We start from the raw sequence: 18,266 nt of genomic DNA on the forward strand, positions 1-18,266 counted from the left end.
CGGTCGGACAGGCGCGGGTGCAGGGCGCGTCCTGGCACTGATTGCACCGCGTGACCTGAAAAGCCCGCCGCGCGTTTGGGAAGGTGCCCACGTCGGTGTATTTCACATACGTGCGATTGACCGAGACCGGAACGTGGTTCTCTGATTTGCAGGCCGTACTGCACGCGTGGCAGCCAATACACCTGGTGTGATCAATAAGCTTGGCCCATCTCACTCCGGGTGCTGCCGGGGACGCTTCGCGGGTGGCTGTTTCCATGCGGTGTGCTCCTTCCCGCGCTGCACGTCGGGTCTCGGCTGAGCCGCCACGCTCTCCCAACTTAGGTCTGTGTGGCGCTGCGGTTGAGTTCGCGAAACAGCATGATAAGCGTTCTTCATCTGAGTGAGGCTAACGGTGTAAGCTCTACCATATCTTCTCCACAGACAGAAGGAAAAAGATTGGGGACATACTGTCGAGACTCAGGAGTGAGGTAGGATACGCCTATGAGACTGATCGGCTGCGCGGTAAAAGCCGCCGAGTCGCCGATTGAGCTGGGCAAGACCACCGGCAAGTCCAAAACCTGCCGTCCGCCCGAGAACAAGCCCGACACCGGCATCTTGGCGCGCTGCGGCTCGCCGCAGCGGTAGCGAAAGGCTGCCTCGGTTATCACCCTGTGGGAAAGTGAGGGCCCGATTATGACACACCTGCCGACCCAGCCCGCGAGCATATCCGACTGTTACACCGCCCTGGAGGAGCGCATCCTGGCCCGCGATCAGATCGGCGCCAGCGAGGTCTACTACGAGCTGTACCGCCAGGGCCGCCCGCTCGACGAGCTGCTGCTCGAAGCGATCCGGATTCACGGCCCCTATACCCACGTGCCCTACCACGAGCGCATCGACGACGGTTTCGTCAACTTCGTCAACAACGATCACTGTCTGCTCAGCGCCCGGGCCACGCTCAACCTGGTCAGGCTGCTGCCGCCCGAGGCGGCCGGCCTGGCCATGGCCCAGACCATCTGGTACATCCCGACCGGTCTCGACATCTGGAACCAGAAGATTCTCAAGGCGCCGGGCCACTACGCCCGGGGAGCCGAGTTGCCTCCCGGCCCGCCACCCGCGCCGGTGGTGCACTGGCCCGACCAGGAGCCGGACCACCTGGAAGGTCCGCTCCGCGAGCGGCTGGGACACTGGCTGAGCCTGGTGCATCGGGGCCAGGTGCTGGAAGCCTATCGGGTGTTTCTGGGTCTGATGCAAGAGCCGCAGCATCGGCGCGAGGTGCTGGCCGAACTCGTGTTCGCCGGCCTCATCGACGTGCAGGACCGCCTGCTCTACAACCGGTCGTATACCACCGGCCACAAGGGCTATCGGGCGCGCTCCACCGTTGAACTCGGCGACGCCATCGGCTGGGACCGTGCGCAGCCGATTCTGTACGCCGGCGTGCCCGACATGGCGGTCGGCCCGCGCTGGTATTCGACCTATGAGATGGCCTGCAACGCCGTCACGGTCTACATCGAGAACGACAAGATCTCGGCCATTCCCTACGCCGGCACGACCGAGCGCGAGCGCGCCCTTCTGGCCAACGCAAAGCCGATTGATCCGGCCGAGACGCACGACCTCGTACACCGCCTCATCCGCGAGCCCGAACCGGCCGGGATCGAGCGCCTCGCCGAGCTGCTGCGGGCCGGCATCCGTCTGTCCGACCTCCTCGACGCGATTCGGCTCGGCGCCGCCCAGACCGTGCTTGAGACCAGGAACCCGAACAACTTCGCCATGTCTCAACACTGCTACGAATACGTCAGCAGCTTGGGATGGTTTGTGGACAATTTCGACCATCCGCACCGGGTCAAGCTGCTGTTCCTGGCCGCCTCGTTTCTCGAACGCACCGCCCACCATCAGGCTCACACCGGGGACATGCAGCCCGGCGAGATCGAAGCGCCGGCCGGATCGGACCGCCTCACGCCCGAGACGATCCTCGACCGTCTGGAGGCGGCTGCGGTCAGCTTCGATAAGGAGGGCAGCACGGCCTGGACCCGGGCCTATCTCGACTCCGGCGCCGACCGGGCGCGGCTCGTGCAGCGGCTGGCCCTGGCCGCCTGTCGCACCGGCAACGACCCCCATAATCAGGAGATCGCCCAGTGCCTGCTTGAGGACTGTGTGTCGGGTCGGACTGCCGACCCGGACCGGCTGCTGCTGGCCTGTGCCCACCACACCGCCGGCCATCGCAAGTACGGCGATTTCCTGGAGGCCAGTCGGCGCTTCGGGGCAGCCTTCGACCTGCCCGGCTTGCAGGCCTGACGCACGCCGCCCCTAGCTCTGCCCCGACCCGATGGGCTATAAGGACTGACGCGTTGCCAATAAGGAGGACCGTATGGCGGGAGCATTAGACGGAATCAAAGTCCTGGAGCTGACCCGGGTGGGACCTGGGGCGTTCTGCACCATGATGCTGGCGGACATGGGCGCCGAGGTGCTCAAGATCGAGGCGCCGCCGTCGGGCAAACTGGCCGGCTCGGGCGCGTCGCCGACCCCCGATCAGGCCAAGAAGCTGGCCACCAATTTCACCAACCGCAACAAAAAAAGCATCACCCTCAACCTCAAGGAAGCCGCCGGACAGGCCGTCCTGCAAGACCTGGCCAAAGACCATGACGTGCTGGTCGAGGGCTTTCGACCCGGGGTGATGGGGCGCCTGGGCGGCGATTACGACACGCTCAGCCAGCTCAACCCGCGCCTGGTGTACTGCTCGCTGAGCGGCTTTGGCCAGGACGGGCCGTACCGGGACTATCCGGCCCACGACCTGAACTATCTGGCCCTCAGCGGGGTGCTCAACCTGATCGGTCAGCCCGAGGGGCCGCCGGCCATTCCGCTCAATATCATCGCCGACTACGCCGGGGCGTCCATGCACGGCGTGACCGGCATCATGTTTGCGCTGTTCGCCCGGGAGCGCACCGGCAAGGGCCAGCTGGTCGACGTGTCCTACCTCGACACCACCATCTCCCTGCTGGCGGCCACGCCCAATGTGCGCGACTATTTTGCCGACGGAACCATGCCGGGCCGGGGCAAGGGCGTTTTTGGCGGCGGGTTTGCCTACTACAGCGTCTACAACACCAAAGACAACAAGCAGCTCAGCATCGGCTGTACCGAGCCGTGGCTGTGGAACAACCTGTGTGACGCGCTGGACCGCCCGGACTGGAAAGACTGCGGCATGAAGGCTGGCGACTTCTCGCAAACCACGACCGAGCGGCACCAGCAGGTGCGCCAGGAACTCCAGGCCGTGCTGATGACCAAAACCTGCGACGAGTGGTATGACTTTTTGACCAAGGCCGACGTGTGTGTGGGCAAGGTCTACGACGTGCCGGAGGTCTTTGACGATCCCCAGGTCCGCCACCGTCAGATGGCGGTCGAACTCGACCACCCCCAGGCCGGCAAGGTGACCCAGGCCGGCGTTGCGGTCAAGCTGTCCGACACCCCGGGCTCCATCCGCTCCTTTGCCCCGTCAATCGGTCAGCATACCCAGGAAGTGCTGGACAGCCTGGGCTATAGCGCGGACAAAATCGCCGCGCTGCGCGACAAACGGGTGGTGTGAGAGACCGGAGGGGCAGGCCCCGTGCCTGCCCTCCCCGCCTCGCCCCGGCGGCCACAAGGCGGATCGCATCGCCGCGTCATACAAGAAACGGCTCGTGTCAGAAGGCTGAGCAATGCGCCTCCGCTTCGACCTCGGCACTGTGGTGGTGGACGAGCCGCCGCACGACTTCCAGGCGCCGCCCTTCCTGCACTGGGACGGCCGGGTTGACCGCTGGCGGGCCCAGGCCCACCACTATCGTTCGCTGCTCGAACACCTCAAAGGGACCGGCCTTGAATGCCGCAACGCAGCCCCGGCCTATCCGACGCTGACACTCAGCAGCCGTCTTGAACACGACCCGCATCCGTTTCAGACCGAGGCCCTGGCCGCCTGGCAGCGGGCCGCACGACGGGGGGTGGTTGTCCTGCCGACCGGCGCGGGTAAGAGCCAGGTCGGCCAGATGGCGATTGCCAGCGTGCAGCGCGGGACTCTGGTGGTTGCCCCGACCATCGACCTCATGAACCAGTGGTATGACCTGCTGTGCGCAGCCTTCGGCGAAGACATCGGGCTGATCGGCGGTGGCTATTACGAGCCCCAGGCCCTGACCGTCACCACCTACGACAGCGCCTACCGCCACATGGACCGCCTCGGCAACCGCTGGGGGCTGGTGATTTTTGACGAGTGTCACCATTTGCCGGGCGAGATGTACAGCCACGCCGCCCAGATGTGTCTGGCCCCGTATCGGCTGGGGCTGACCGCCACCCCGGAGCGGGCCGACGGCCGACACGTCCTGCTCGACGATCTGATCGGCCCCCAGGTGTACGCCAAGGGCATCAAGGAGCTGTCCGGGGAGTATCTGGCCGACTATGTGACCGAGCGCATCACCGTGCACCTGACCCCGGAGGAGGAGGCCGAGTACCGTCAGGCCAGAGGCCGGTTTTACGACTTCATTGTCGATCACGGCATTGTGCTGGACGGCCTGGCCGGCTGGCACCGCTTCATCCGCGAGAGTGCCCGTAGCCGCAAGGGCCGCCAGGCTCTGCTGGCCCACCAGCGCTCAAAGAAACTGGCCCTGGGCACCTCGGCCAAGCTCCGCACCCTGGACTTCCTGCTCAAAAAACACGCCCGGGAACGGACGCTCATCTTTACCAGCGATAACGATACGGTGTATGCGATTTCGGCCGCGTTTTTGATTCCGGCCATCACCCACCACACCCCGACCAAGGAGCGCAAGGCCATTCTGGAAGGCTTTAACCGGGGCGACTACCTGGCCCTGGCCACCTCAAAAGTCTTGAACGAGGGCGTCAACGTGCCGGAGGCGAGTGTGGCGGTCATTCTGTCCGGCTCGGGCTCGACCCGGGAACACGTCCAGCGGCTGGGCCGGGTCTTGCGTAAACGCGAGGGCAAACAGGCTGTGCTGTACGAGGTCATCACCGCCGGCACGGTCGAAGAGGGCATCAGCCGGCGACGGCGGCAACACGCAGCGTATCAAAATGACGAACGCTGAATACTGGACGCGCTGTCGGGGCTTTAGCCAGCGCGGAGAATGGCGGGAACAACACACAAGACCGCCCTAAAAGTTATTGAGCGCTATTGCATATTTGTCTATCTTCACCTGACCGGTCGTCGTGCCCACCGCCTGACCAGAATTTCCCGATGAGGATTTCTAAACGGATATATCATGAAGCTCTTGGAACTTGAGGTGAAGCGGTTTCGCAGTCTGCGTGACGGGTGTATCGAACTCGGCGGCCTCAATTTGTTCATCGGTGCCAACGCCTCCGGTAAGAGCACGATACTCGACGTGCTCCGCTTTCTCCATGAAGTAGTCCAGATGGGTACCTTTGAGGGACCACTGTTTTCGCGAGGCGGCATCCTCAATCTTGCCTGGAAGGGGGAACAGGCAAACCAGATCGACTTGACGCTAACCCTGAAAGACGACGACAACGAAGAGACACTAGAGTGGGCTGTGCAACTCTCCCGGAAGAGCTATCCGTTCCATGTCTGGGAACAGGTACGCCAGATGTCCGAGAAAAATCCGCCACAAACGTTACTGGAGGCTGAGAGCGGAAAGGGATGGTGGTGGTCTGAGGACAGGCGGCGAGTCAAACTGCAACAATCCCCGACATCGTGTGCGCTTACGGCGGCGGCGGCAGATGCGTCCTTTCCAGCCCGCACCATTGCCGATTTCGTGCGCCGATGGGGGTTCTTCGACCCGAATCCCTTCCTGCTTCGCCGCGACTGGACCGGATTGGACTCCGGCCGGTTTGATCACTATGGCCGCAACCTGGGCGAGACCCTCTATGCCCTCTATAACTCATCGCCCGATACCCTGGAAAAGATTCGGTCAGCGACTGAGGATATCCTAGGGCTCCCCGAACGGATCAACCCACAGGAATCAGAAGAGCGCTTCTACTTCACGCAGAAAGAACCGGGACTCCAGTTTCCGGTGCACCAGATGGGCGTCTCCAGCGGGACATTGCGTATGCTGGCCTTGATGACCGCACTCCTCGGAGAATCAGAAGCGAACGTGATCGGCATTGAGGAGCCGGAGAACTATGTCCACCCGACTGCGCTGTCCGCTTTTGTCGAGTACCTGCTGCACGCACAAGGGCGGGTCCAACTCATGGTGACGACACACTCTCCTTTACTGCTCGACCTGTTGAACGATCCGTCGGTCGTCTACGTCGTGCAACGGAGCCCCCAGGCAGGAACAACCGTAACGAGGCAAGCGGACCCTGACGGAGTTCGCAAGGCCCTGGAGGCCTCCGGCTTCGGCCTCGGAGAGTATTACCAGACCAAAGGCTTCGGAGCGCCCTGAAATGGCCAAGAACGTGCTCGTCATTGCCTCAGGGGAAACCGAGCGCCGCTCACTTCGGCACTTGGTGGAACATCTGAAGGGGCAGGGTACGTCGGTATCTGAGGTGTCTATTCCGCCGAACAACAAGGTCCTCAATGCCGAGATGGCAGAGAAGCTCATCAAGTCCGCCTGGTACGCCGATCCCGCGCCGGACAAGATTGTGCTGCTTGTCGATGTCGATGGGAAGTTACCCGAAGAGGTGGTTTCGTCAATGAGGAATCGACTTGCCGACCGGCTGCCTGCTGAGATTCGTGCAAAGGTGCAGTATGCATACGCGCAGTGGCATCTCGAAGCCTGGTATTTTGCCGATGCAGAGAAGCTCCGCATATATCTCGGACGCAATTTGGGAAGTGTCGATACTTCAAAACCGGATGAGATACAGAATCCAAAGCACCATCTGAAGCAGTTGCTCGATAAGCCGTATACGGCTCGTGTCTCAGAGCAGATCGCACTCCGCCTGGACGGCCAAACCATCGCACTTCGCAGTCCGAGCTTCAGAGGTTTTTTGGACGCGGCTTTGAACGGAGCGGGAACTGGAGAGGAGCGAAATACCCAGCAAGCCCAGGAGGAAGGACCGGGAGTCGGACAGCAAACCAGAAGAAGAGTGGTTCCATGAGGCCCCGTCCTCTCGCTCTCCCAAACTCGACACAAGCCGCTTACGAGCGGCGCCCCAGAGCCCGTCTGGTCTCCCTGACCACAAGGGGCGCCAGAAACACCACGGCGATCAGATTCGGCACCGCCATCAGCCCGTTCAGCGTATCGGCCAGACTCCACACCAGCTGCAGGCCGCCAATCGCCCCGACGTACAGAAAGCCCAGAAACACCAGGCGGTAGGGCAGGACTATCCAGCCACCGAACAGGTAGGCCCAGGCCGTCTCCCCATAAAAGCTCCAGGTCAGCATCGTGCTGTAGGCAAACAGCACCAGACAGGCCAGCACCAGGGGCCCGCCAACGCCCGGCAGGCCACGCGCAAACGCAGCTGCGGCCAGCCCCGAGGCGGGAATGTCGGGCTCGCCCAACACGCCGGTCACCAGGATGACCAGCCCGGTCATGCTGGCCACGATCAGGGTATCCACGCTCACCTCCCAGATGCCCCACAAGCCCTGTCCGACCGGCGTATTCTTGGCCTGGGCATGGATGATGGAGGCCGAGCCGAGACCCGCCTCGTTGGAAAAAATGCCCCGCGCCACCCCGTAGCGGATCGCCGCGCCCAGGCTGGCGCCGGCCCAGGCGCCGAGCGGGGCGGCCGGTTGGACCGCGTGGCTGATGATCGTCAGCACCGCCCCGGGCACGGCCGAGGCGTGCAGGAGCAGAATGACGCTGCCGCCCAGCAGATACAGCAGCGCCATGCTCGGCACCAGGTACTCGGCGGTCTGACCGATCCGTTTCACCCCGCCCAGAATCACAATCGCCACCCCGACCACGACCACAATGCCGGTCAGCGTGGGGGAGACGGCAAAGCTCTGGCTGACGCTGGTCGCAATGGTGTTGGCCTGGACCATATTGCCGATGCCGAGAGCCGCCACCCCGGTCAGAAAGGCATACACCCCGGCCAGCCAGCCCTGGCCGAGGCCGTCGGTGATGTAGTACATCGGCCCGCCGGCCACCTGGCCGTTCGTCGTGCGGCGGTAGTACAGGCCCAGGACGACCTCGCTGAATTTGGTCGCCATGCCGACCGCAGCCGTCATCCACATCCAGAACAGCGCGCCGGGTCCGCCCAGGGCCAGGGCCGTGCTCACCCCGGCGATATTGCCGACCCCGACCGTGGCGGCCATGGCCGAGCTGACAGCCTGAAACGCGCTCAGCTCGCCGTCCTGCTGCTGGGTTCGAGACGCCAGAAAACGGCCAAACGTCGTCCGCCAGATAAAAACGAAGTGGGTGAACTGCAGAAAGCCGAGCCTGACACTCAGGTACAGGCCGGTTCCGATCAGCAGGACCATGAGCGGTGGCCCCCACACCACGGCGTTGACCGCCGAGTTGATCTCGTCGATTCTGCTCAGCATACAACTCCCTCCCTGTCCGGGGCCGACCTTACACCATAGCGCCGCCGGACACCAAGCCGCTCCCGCCGCAGACCGCTGGGGCAGACAAGCCGGGGGATTTCTGAAAGACATACCGGCATGCTTCACCCTGCGGTGCTGACCCTGTCACTGGCCGTTTTCGCCACCATGCTGGGCAACTGCATGGTCATGTCCTTCCTGCCCATCTATGTCCAGCAGTTTGGTTTCGGCGAGCTGGGGGCGGGCCTGCTGTTCAGCGTCCACGCCGCCACCCGGACGCTGATCCTGCCCTTTACCGGCCGCCTGTCCGACCGCTGGGAGCGAAAATATTTCCTGCTGGCCGGCCTGTTCTTTTACACCGTCACCTCGTTTGCCTACCTGCCGGCCGATACGGTCGCCAGCTTCATCCTAATCATGATCGTCCACGGCACGGCCACCGCCATCATGCACCCGGTGGCCATGGCCTATGTCGGCGACCTGGCCCCCGCCGGACAGGAGGGCCGCTACAGCGGCTCGCTCAACACGGCCATGCTGGGCGGGGTTGCAGGCGGACCGCTGCTGGGCGGGATCATCAAAGACGTGTGGGGCATGCCGGCCAACTTTCTGATCATGGGCGGCCTGAGCCTGGCCGCCCTGGTGGCCCTGACAGCGTTCCTGCCGCGCATCGCCGGCAGCGCCAATGCGAGGCGCCCCGCCGTTGCCTTCCGCAGCCTGTTCGCCTCCAAGCCTCTTGTCGGCATGGCCTGTTTTCGTTTTTCCTACGCCCTGACCAACGCCCTGACCTGGGTCTTTCTGCCCCTGCTGGCGACCCGTCTGCTGCCGCTCAGTACGACCGAGGTCGGCGTCCTGATTTCCCTGAACGTCATCGTCAGCGCTCTGCTCCAGACCCCGTGCGGGCGGCTGGCCGACCGAGTGAACAAAGCCTATCTGATCGCCCTGGGCGGACTCGGGGGGGCGCTGGGCCTGGCCGTGTTCCCGTTTGCCGGGGAGTTCTGGCATCTGTTGGTGCTGAATATCTGGGTCGGCGCCATGTACGGGCTGGCTTTTCCGTCCCATACCGCGCTGGCCATGGAACACGGCCAGCGCTACGGCATGGGGACGGTCATGAGTCTGCTGATGATGGCCCACGGGGTCGGCATGATGGTCGGACCGGCCGTGTTCGGCAGCCTGGCCAGTCAGTCCGGCCTGGCCGGCGCCTTCTGGATCGGCGGGTTTGCGGGGGCGGTGCTGATTGTTGTGTGCGCCGTCCTGGTCAACAGCCCGGACCTGCCGCACTCAGCCACCCGGCCCGCGTCCGGCACCCAGCCGGCCGTTGCCGACTGAAGAGCCCACCCCGCTCAGGAGAAGGTAATCACGCTGCGCGCCACCGCGCCCTGCTTGAGCAGGTCGTAGGCCTGGTTGACCTGTTCGAGCGGCAGCGTCTTTGAGACCAGCTCGTCGATCTTCAGCCGGCCGTCCATATACATGTCGATCAGGCGGGGCATATCAACCCGCGGCCGGGTCGAGCCGTAGTACGAGCCCTGCAACTTCTTCTCCATCATCATGAAGACGTTGGGGTTGAGCGAGATGCGCGAGCCGTCGGGCGAGACGCCGACAATCGTGCAGGTCCCCCCCCGGGCGGTCATCTTGAAGGCCAGCTCAATCGTCTTGGGCGTGCTGATGACCTCAAAGCCGTAGTCCACCCCGCGTCCCTGGGTCAGCTCCAGCACGGCCGGCAAGGCGTCGTCCTGAGACGGGTTGACGCTGTGGGTGGCGCCAAAGGTTTTGGCGAATTCGAGCTTGTTGTCGAGCAGGTCCACCGCAATGATCTGGCGCGCGCCGGCAATCGCCGCGCCCTGAATCACGTTCAGGCCGACCCCGCCGCAGCCGATGACGGCGACCGTGCTGCCCGGCTGGACCTGGGCGGTATTAATCGCCGCCCCGACCCCGGTCATGGTCCCGCAGCCGACAAAACAGGCCCGGTCCAAGGGCACGTCGTCGCGGATCTTGATCGCGCAGCTCTCGTGTACGACCGTCTCTTCGGCAAAAGACGCGGTAAAGGCAAAGTGATGGATGTCGGCTCCGTTTTTGTGCAAACGGGTCGTACCGTCAATCAGTACGCCGGCGGTCTTGGGCCGGGTTTCGCACAGGTGCGGGCTGCCCTGGGTGCAGTAGAAGCAGGTGCCGCATACCGGGTTGAAAGACAGCACGACGTGGTCGCCCTCCTTGACCGAGGTCACCCCGGCGCCGACTTCCTCGACCACCCCGGCCCCCTCGTGGCCCAGGACCATGGGCAGGGGTTGACGCATGTCGCCGGTCATCACGTGCAGGTCGCTGTGGCAGGCGCCGTTGGCCGCGACGCGGACCTTGACCTCGCCGGCTTGTGGCGGATCGAGCTGTAAATCCTCAACGACCAGGGGTGTGCCAGGCTCGTACAAAACGGCAGCTTTCATAGTCTATGGTCTCCTTTCGTGGCCGCAATGGTACGTCAATTGCCCGCCTCCCGCCAGAGGCGGACAGGCGCACCAGCGTTGCCGCAGCCGCCGTGCCGAGTAACTCCGCGCGGGCAGTCACAGCTCAGCGGTGTGGGCCGCGAACCGGATCTGGCGTCGAGCCGTCAGGACGGGACGCGCGTGGCGTGGCCGTGTCGTCGAGCACCCGGTACACCCTCGTGTCCCGATCCGCGTACACTCGTTCCATGCGGGGGTCGCGGTCGGCATGCCTGTCTGCTGTCCAGTTGTGGCAGGCACCCGGCGCGGATAGATTCTGTGCGATGAAAAAACGCCTCGGACGAAAGTTCTCCTTCGGGATCGTCTCGATCCTTCTGCTGGGGGGGACGGCGTGGACCGCGCCCCTCGACGGTCCGACCGTGTATGAAGGGGCGTGTGAGAGCTGTCACGGCAAAGATGGACGGGGGTCACCCGAAGGCACCGCGCTGAGCGTCCCCCTGCCGGATTTCACCGACTGCTCGGTCAGCAGCCGCGAGCCAACCAGCGGCTGGACCTCTGTCATCGCCAACGGTGGCGCCTTCATGGGACTCTCGGATCAAATGCCCGCCTTTGGTGGGGTGCTGAGCCCGGAAGAAATCCAGACCGTCCTCACCTATGTCCGTAATTTTTGTCAGGAACAAGGCGGGCCGTCCGGGGACCTGAATTTCCGCCAGCTCTTCTTCACCGCCAAGGCGTTTCCGGAGAATGAAGCGGTCCTCAAACAGGAATTCATCAACGGCAAGCACGGGACAACAACGTGGACCACCACGCTCTCGTATGAGCGACGGCTCGGGACGCGCGGGCAGTGGGAACTCAGCCTGCCGTATCGCGTCACAGAAACCCGAGACAGAACGACGGCTGGTCCGGGCGACCTCGCCCTGGCCTACAAACACGTCCTGTCTACCCACACGACCGCCCGCGCGCTCACGGCGGCCGCCCTCGAAGTCGTGCTGCCTTCCGGCGACCGCGACCGAGGGCTCGGCGATGGCACGCTCACGTTCGAGCCGTCCTTGTTAAGCGGAATTGCGCTCCGCCAGTTTGTGTTCCAAAACCAGATCCAGGCGACGCTGCCGCTCGACGCGGATCGCGCCGAGCGGCAGATGCGCTACCGGCTCGGCGGGAGTTATCTGACCTCGTCGTTCAAGCGCGGCCTCGTGCCCAGCCTTGAGGTCGAGTTTCGTCATAACCTGCAAGGCGAGAGCGACGGGGTTCTCCTCCTGACCCCGCAACTCTATACCGGCCTGCGTTTTCGCGGCCACGTGGCCCTGCGGATTGGCACCCAGGTCCCCGTAGCTGGGACGGCCCCCTTTGACTACCGTGTCGGCGCCGCCCTTGTCTGGGACTATCTTGAGGGCGAGCTGTGGTGAACGCCTCGGCCGCATCCTGCACCGTTCCCGTTAATCTCCACCCGCTCCCGGACAGGGCGAAGCAAACCGTCGATGTCGAGACAGGGGCTTCGTGAGAACAATCCCAAGAGACCGGTCTGGGGCGTGAGCGGTCAGGACGGGACGCGCGGCTCCACGCGAACCGTGATCACGTCGGTGTCGTGGTACTGCTGGTGGCGCACCGACGAGGCGTAATAGCGCAGTAAGCGCAGCGACAGCTCTTCCTCGGCCGGCACGCCGGCGGCATGGTCGCCGAGCAGCGCGACCTGATCCTCAAGATTCGTCTCATCGGTCGCGGCAATGAACTCCAGTTCGACCGCGTCGTGGTCGGCGCGCGCGATCAGCAGCAGGTAGCGCTCCGTCCCCCCGTCCTGATCGCGCCGGATGAGGGTCAGCAGGGTCTCCTCACCGACCGCGCGCAGCCGGGTGCTCATCTCGCCGCTCCAGCCCAGACCGCCGGCGAAGTCCGACAGAAAGGTGTCGATGGGCGGGGCGGCGGCGGTATCCAGGGCGACCCTGATGCGCCCCCGGCGCGCGCTCGTCGCGTCCACAAACAGCATCAGGAAGATGACGCTCAGGCCGCCGACGGTCATCGCGTTCCCGAACAGTTCGCTCAACGCGCCCTGGAAGTATTCGGGGAAGATCCAGTCGAGCTGAAACGCGACCACGAGCCAGAAGGCCAGGCCGACCACGAACCCCTTGCGGTAGTCGAGCCCGTCCTGAAACAGGATGCGCATACCCATGACAAAAAGGATGGACATCACCACCATGAAGTAGGCCGCCACCACCGGGTTGGGGATGGCCATCACCACGGCCACCGCCTTGGGCAGAAAGGCCAGGACGACAAAGATGACCCCGACACACGCCCCGACCCAGCGGGCGGTCACGCCGGTGAGTTCAGCGACCGAGATGCTGGTCGCATAGGTCGTGTTGGGCACCGTGCCGGCCAGACCGGACAGGAGATTGCCGAGGCCGTCGGCGTTCAGTGCGCCCTGGATAGAACGGAAGTCAATGGCCCGCGGCCGGCGCCACGAAACCTGCTGGATGGCGATAGCGTCGCCAATCGTGTCCAGGGCGCCGATCAGCGTCACGAACACGAAGGCCGGCATCAGCGCCCAGAAGGTCGGGCCGAAGCTGAGGTCGAGCCCGGGCCAGGCTACCGAGGGCAGGCCGATCCAGGCAGCCTCCAGGATGCGGGTGGTGTCGTAAATGCCGAAGACCAGGCCGCCGATCAGACTGCCGGCGGCGATGCCGATGACCGGCGCCCACAACCGCCACGCGCCGACGCAGCGCAGCGCCATCGCCACGATCACCGCCAGGGTCACACCCGCGCTGACCGGCGCGGCCGCCGCCGAGGCGCCAGCCGGCACCTCGGCGATCTTGCTCATGATGAGCGGGCCGATGGTTATCGGGATCAGCATCAGCACGGTGCCGGCCACCGTCGGGGTGAAGACCCGTCGGAACAGCGACAGCTTGGCCGCAATGGAAAACTGGCACAGCGACGTGATGATGATCAGGACCGCCAGCAGTCCCGGCCCGCCCTGTTCGAGCGCCGACACACACGGCCAGAAAGGCGCTGCTGCTGCCCATGATCAGAATATAGCCCGCACCGATACGTCCGATACGAGTGGCCTGTATGACGGTTGTCAGCCCACAGATCACCAGCGCGGCAAACACCGCCCATGACAGATACGCCTCACCGCCGCCCGCAGCTCTGATCATGATGACCGGTGTCAGCACGATGCCGGCGGCAATGAGCAGGGCGTACTGGAATCCCAGCCCAATGCCGAGCGCGAGGGGGGGACGTTCGTCGGGCTCGTACAGAATCTCTGCATGGGCGTGAGCGGTCTGGGGTTCCATCCTTCCTCCTCACAAAGGCACAATGCTACGGGAATCGCCCTACTCCCGCCAGTGGTCTGCCGCCGTGCAGGAGTTGCCAAAGCCCCACCAGTCAGGCAAAAAGGAGCGTATCTCACAAAAGGAGGAAGGCCATGGTCACCTTAACCGCCAAGCTGAAGATCAAAGAGGGAAAAGAGGGAGAGTTTGAGGCCACTATGCGGGACAAGGTCGTTGCCGAGGTACGCAAAGAACCCGGCAATCACGCCTATACGTTCTGCAAGTCCAAGAAAGACCCCCGGGTTTTCATGTTCTACGAAGAGTATACGGATGACGCCGCGTTTGAGGCCCACCGCAAACATCTGGGAGAACTCGGCGTCGACCTGCGCGCCCTGCTCGACGGCGCCCCGGAGCTGGAGTTCTACGACAAAATCGCCGAGTAGGAGTGGTGCCGTCAGACCCTTACCCCAACCCTCTCCCAGAGGGAGAGGGGGAAAGCCCTGTGGAGCCGTCCCGACGGGGCACCAGGTGTAGCCTATGACAATGATCGAGGTTCCTGACGGTCTCATGCACAGAGAGATCGAGGTCGGAAGGTTTGCGGTCACGGCCGACGACATCCGGGTCTTTGCCGAGGCCGTCGACGACCTGAACCCGCTGTATCTGGACCCCGAGGCCGCCCGCCAGGCCGGCTACCCGAACGTCATCGCTCCCCCGACCTACTGCCTGCACATGCGGGGCGGCAAAATTGTCCCCGAGGTGCCGCTGGCCCCGGGCCTGGCCAGCCTGTACGCCGGCCAGGAGTTCGAGTTTCGCGACGAACTCTATGCCGGCCGGACGTATACGGTCACGGCTCGGCTGGCCGAGGTGTACGAGAAGACCGGCCGCAGCGGGCCGCTCGGGGTCATCGTCCGCGAGATGCTGGTCAAAGATGACGGCGGCAGCACGGTGATGATTCTGCGCGAACGCCAGATGGTCCGCTCGCCGAACAAGAAGATCTGAACCAAGAAGATCCGAATATGGACAGCCCCCCTCCCCTCGCCTTCGACGCGGTTGAGTTCGGCGATGAGATCGGCCCCGTCGCCTGGGTGCCGACCACCGATATCGTCCGGCGCTATGCTGCCGCGACAGGGGTGACGGACCGGCGCTTCATCGATCCCGACCGGGCGCGCCAGGTCGGCTTTGCCAAGCCGATTGTGCCGGGCCCGCTGAGCGCCTCCTTTCTGGCCAGGGTTCTCAGGAATCATTTTGTCGGCTGGCGTATCCGCATGCTGAACACCAGCTTTCGTACCCCGGTCGCCCACGGCGACCGGCTGAGCTGCTGGGGTATGGTGACCGAGAAAAAACTGGAAGACGGCGTCGGCTCGGTGGACTGTGACGTGGTGATAGAAAACCAGAACGGCGACCGGGTGATCGTTGGCACAGCGATCCTGAGCTGCCGGGTCCAGGCCTGAATCCATCTCCAGCCCGTGGTCTGGGCGCGCGGAGGAAAACGGGATGCACATCGCCTTAGACCCGTGGGGCAGTGATTATGCCGGCCAGGTGTCGGTGCCGCACGAGGCCGACGGGGCGGACACCACGGTCCAGGCTCTGGAAGAACCGATTGAGCCCGGCCCGTGGCAGGCCCACCGTCCCCAGCCGACCAACCTGCCGGCCATGACCGCGATGGTCGATGGGGTCATGCGCACCGACGCCCGGGCCGTGGTGAGTCAGGGCCAGAGCCGTTTTCTGGGGCTGTTCTGTTCGCTGGCCGGCGGGGCGGTGGTGCTTGACCAACAGGTCAGCATTGCCGACATCCGCATCAAACGCCTGTTCATCACCGGCAGCGGCCAGTCCGGGCCGAACACCATTCCCGTCCCGGCCGGCACCAGCCCCCCCCTCAGCTACGCCAGCCTCAGCTCTGCGGCCACTACCCCGGACAAACTCGGCGAGGCGCTGATGAACGAAATGCGCCAGACCGAATCGGCCATTGCCGAGCGCTTGTCGGGGCCGGACAGCCTGATTCTGGCCGACGGCAACCTGACCTATATCGGCGGCAGCTCCTCGGTCGTCGGGGTCATCAAATCGATCCACCGCATGTATCTGTCGAGCCAGCGAACACAGATTTTGGAACAGCTTCAGCCGGGTGAGCGAACGCCCCTGTTTCGGATTCAGGGCGGCACCAAGCGGGAGAGCTACGACGTGTTCTCGTGCTATCTGCGCCTGACCCAGCCGCGCCCGATTGAGCACGCCTTTGCCGGCCTAGTGCGGATCGAGGTCAAAGCCTCGCTTGGCCCGCACAAGGCAATCGGGCTGCTCGATCAGGCCAGCCTCAAGGTCTTTGGCCTGGCTTCGCGGGCGCCCAAGGATCCCCGCGCGCCGCAAAACCTGCTGCCGGTCGGCGGCCTCGAACGTCAGCTGCGGCGCCGGCTGGGCGACCCGCAACTGGTTCGCCGGGGGATTGAAAAAGCCCTGCTGCGTGGCCAGCAGGGCTTATAAAGGACACACACTATGGGCAGAGTCATCGGCACCCAGGACGCCACCCCGCTGGAGTTCTGGGTCTTGCTGGAAGAGGGCGAAGCCGTTCAGGTCGACGAGGCGGTGGTGGTCGAAACCGACTCGCCACAGGGTCCGCTCAAACTGTTCGGCATGGTGGACATGATCCGTTCACGCCACCAGGGCTCGACCTTTGACTCGGATGTGGTTGAGGCCGAGAACGGCCTGCCGGTCGAACTGTCGGTTGCCGCCCATGTCAAAGTCACCCGCCTGATCCCCGAGTACTATTATCCCCCGCTGCCGGGCAATACGGTCCGCACGGTCAAGGATGACGAGTTCGCCCAAGCCCTGTTCATGGACAAGATGGAGCGCAAGTTCCCGATTGGCCTGTCTTTGTCCGGCAAAGAGGTGGTGTACGGCAACCTCGACTTTCTGAACGGCCGCAAAGGCGCGCATATGAATATCAGCGGCGTGTCGGGCATTGCGACCAAGACGACCTACGCGACGTTTCTGTTGCACAGCCTGCTGCACTGCGGGCAGCTGAGCGACGCGAAAAATACCCACGCCATTATCTTTAATGTCAAAGGCGAGGACCTGCTGTTCCTGGACAAAGCCAGCAATGCCATCGATGTCGAAGACGAGACCCTGTACGCAAAAATGGGCCTGCCGGCCGCGCCGTTTGATTCGGTCCAGTTCTATGTGCCACCGACGGAAAACGCGCGGGGGCCGCTCATGCCCAAGGTCGGCTCGCGCCGGGCCGACGAGGTCACGCCCTACTTCTGGACCGTCCGGGATTTTTGCCAGCAGCGCCTGCTGCGCTATCTGTTTTCTGAAGGCGGGGAAGATGCCTCACTGCTATCGGCCCTGACCTACCAGGTTGAACGGAAACTTCTTGAAGCCGCCGAAGACGCCAAGAAAGACGGCCCGGGTCCGGGCGTGTTTCTGCCGCTTGGCCAAGAAGAGGAAAGCAACGGGGAGGGAAGCGCGGCGCCTGTGACCGAGATTCGCGATTTCCCGACCCTTCTGCGAGCGATGGAGACGGCGGCGAGTGCAACCAGCCACTCGCCAGGTACGGTCGGCGCGTTCATGCGCCGTCTGTACAGCGCAGAAGATAAGGTCTCGTATCTGATCCGCGACCCCGAGGACGCCGACGCGACCCGGCACGCGATCAACTGGCGCAACAGGCAGGTGACCGTGGTCAGCCTGAGCGGACTGTACGAGGTCGGCAAGAGCTTTGTGGTCGGCTCGGTGCTGCAACAGATCCAGCAAGAAAAAGAAGCCACCGGCTCGGCCGAGCCGCTGTGTTTCATCGTCGTCGATGAACTGAACCGCTACGCCCCACGCGACGGCTGGTCGCCGATCCGCGAGCGGCTGCTGGAAATTGCCGAGCGCGGGCGGTCGAGCGGCACAATCCTGATCGGCGCCCAGCAGACGGCATCCGAGGTCGAGCGCCGGATTGTGGCCAACCCCGCCTTTCGGATTGTCGGCCGGCTGGATGCGGCCGAGGCCGAGCGCGCCGAGTACGGTTTTCTGCCGCCAAGCCTGCGCCAACGGGCGGCCATTCTGACATCCGGGCGGATGATTGTCTCTCAGCCCGACATCCCGACCCCGGTCCCGATTCTGTTTCCGATGCCGGCCTGGGCGACCCGGGCCGAGGAGCAGAGACTGCCCAAGCCGAACCTGAAACTGGCCCGGGTCCGGGAAAGCGAATATTAG

At 64.1% G+C, this 18,266-nt stretch carries 16 protein-coding genes and 1 pseudogene; 13 read left to right on the plus strand and 4 right to left on the minus strand.

Going from position 1 to position 18,266, the window contains the following annotated elements; translation table 11 throughout:
* Positions 1–480: 480 nt before the first annotated feature.
* The 6 genes from J4F42_07225 (at position 481) to J4F42_07250 (ending at position 7,005) form a co-directional block, all read left to right on the plus strand.
* On the plus strand, positions 481–624 hold the full coding sequence (locus J4F42_07225; GenBank protein ID MCE2485288.1) for a hypothetical protein: 144 nt from the start codon (positions 481–483) through the stop codon (positions 622–624).
* 48 nt (positions 625–672) lie between these two features.
* Positions 673–2,271: a hypothetical protein gene (locus tag J4F42_07230; GenBank protein ID MCE2485289.1), complete on the plus strand. Its 1,599-nt coding sequence runs from the start codon at positions 673–675 to the stop codon at positions 2,269–2,271.
* A 73-nt stretch (positions 2,272–2,344) separates the two neighbouring features.
* On the plus strand, positions 2,345–3,556 hold the full coding sequence (locus tag J4F42_07235; protein MCE2485290.1) for a CoA transferase: 1,212 nt from the start codon (positions 2,345–2,347) through the stop codon (positions 3,554–3,556).
* A 112-nt stretch (positions 3,557–3,668) separates the two neighbouring features.
* A complete protein-coding gene (locus J4F42_07240) occupies positions 3,669–5,039 on the plus strand; it encodes a DEAD/DEAH box helicase family protein (protein MCE2485291.1) in 1,371 nt (456 codons plus the stop codon).
* Positions 5,040–5,213: 174 nt separating this feature from the next.
* Complete coding sequence (locus tag J4F42_07245) at positions 5,214–6,350, plus strand: AAA family ATPase (protein ID MCE2485292.1); 1,137 nt, start codon at positions 5,214–5,216, stop codon at positions 6,348–6,350.
* 1 nt (position 6,351) lies between these two features.
* On the plus strand, positions 6,352–7,005 hold the full coding sequence (locus J4F42_07250; protein ID MCE2485293.1) for a DUF4276 family protein: 654 nt from the start codon (positions 6,352–6,354) through the stop codon (positions 7,003–7,005).
* Positions 7,006–7,045: 40 nt separating this feature from the next.
* Here the strand turns inward: J4F42_07250 and J4F42_07255 are convergent, their stop codons facing one another.
* The gene (locus J4F42_07255) at positions 7,046–8,392 is read right to left on the minus strand and encodes a sodium:alanine symporter family protein (GenBank protein MCE2485294.1); all 1,347 of its coding nucleotides are present in this window, start codon (positions 8,390–8,392) and stop codon (positions 7,046–7,048) included.
* A gap of 117 nt (positions 8,393–8,509) precedes the next feature.
* On the opposite strand from J4F42_07255, the gene J4F42_07260 reads away from it, so the two are divergent.
* Positions 8,510–9,712, plus strand: a complete 1,203-nt coding sequence (locus J4F42_07260; GenBank protein ID MCE2485295.1) for an MFS transporter — start codon at positions 8,510–8,512, stop codon at positions 9,710–9,712.
* Between the two features lie 14 nt (positions 9,713–9,726).
* Here the strand turns inward: J4F42_07260 and J4F42_07265 are convergent, their stop codons facing one another.
* Positions 9,727–10,821: a Zn-dependent alcohol dehydrogenase gene (locus J4F42_07265; GenBank protein MCE2485296.1), complete on the minus strand. Its 1,095-nt coding sequence runs from the start codon at positions 10,819–10,821 to the stop codon at positions 9,727–9,729.
* A gap of 320 nt (positions 10,822–11,141) precedes the next feature.
* Here J4F42_07265 and J4F42_07270 point away from each other — a divergent pair, with 320 nt between their 5' ends.
* Positions 11,142–12,224, plus strand: coding sequence for a cytochrome c (locus J4F42_07270; protein MCE2485297.1), 1,083 nt, complete (start codon positions 11,142–11,144; stop codon positions 12,222–12,224).
* 131 nt (positions 12,225–12,355) lie between these two features.
* Here J4F42_07270 and J4F42_07275 read toward each other — a convergent pair whose 3' ends face one another.
* A complete protein-coding gene (locus J4F42_07275; protein MCE2485298.1) occupies positions 12,356–13,801 on the minus strand; it encodes a hypothetical protein in 1,446 nt (481 codons plus the stop codon).
* Positions 13,797–14,102, minus strand: a pseudogene (locus J4F42_07280) (hypothetical protein). The gene J4F42_07275 and the pseudogene J4F42_07280 overlap by 5 nt, the downstream one beginning before the upstream one ends.
* A 131-nt stretch (positions 14,103–14,233) precedes the next feature.
* Between J4F42_07280 and J4F42_07285 the strand changes: the two are divergent.
* The 5 genes from J4F42_07285 to J4F42_07305 all read left to right on the plus strand — a co-directional run bounded on the left by J4F42_07285 (position 14,234) and on the right by J4F42_07305 (position 18,266).
* Positions 14,234–14,521: an antibiotic biosynthesis monooxygenase gene (locus J4F42_07285; GenBank protein ID MCE2485299.1), complete on the plus strand. Its 288-nt coding sequence runs from the start codon at positions 14,234–14,236 to the stop codon at positions 14,519–14,521.
* 94 nt (positions 14,522–14,615) lie between these two features.
* Positions 14,616–15,077 (plus strand): MaoC family dehydratase N-terminal domain-containing protein, encoded by a 462-nt coding sequence (locus tag J4F42_07290; protein ID MCE2485300.1) that lies wholly within the window; start codon positions 14,616–14,618, stop codon positions 15,075–15,077.
* A 17-nt stretch (positions 15,078–15,094) separates the two neighbouring features.
* Positions 15,095–15,529: a MaoC family dehydratase gene (locus J4F42_07295; GenBank protein ID MCE2485301.1), complete on the plus strand. Its 435-nt coding sequence runs from the start codon at positions 15,095–15,097 to the stop codon at positions 15,527–15,529.
* A 43-nt stretch (positions 15,530–15,572) separates the two neighbouring features.
* Positions 15,573–16,553 (plus strand): hypothetical protein, encoded by a 981-nt coding sequence (locus J4F42_07300; GenBank protein MCE2485302.1) that lies wholly within the window; start codon positions 15,573–15,575, stop codon positions 16,551–16,553.
* Positions 16,554–16,565: 12 nt separating this feature from the next.
* Positions 16,566–18,266 (plus strand): ATP-binding protein, encoded by a 1,701-nt coding sequence (locus J4F42_07305; GenBank protein MCE2485303.1) that lies wholly within the window; start codon positions 16,566–16,568, stop codon positions 18,264–18,266.

Source organism: Desulfurellaceae bacterium (genome assembly GCA_021296095.1).
Taxonomy (GTDB): domain Bacteria; phylum Desulfobacterota; class Binatia; order Bin18; family Bin18; genus JAAXHF01.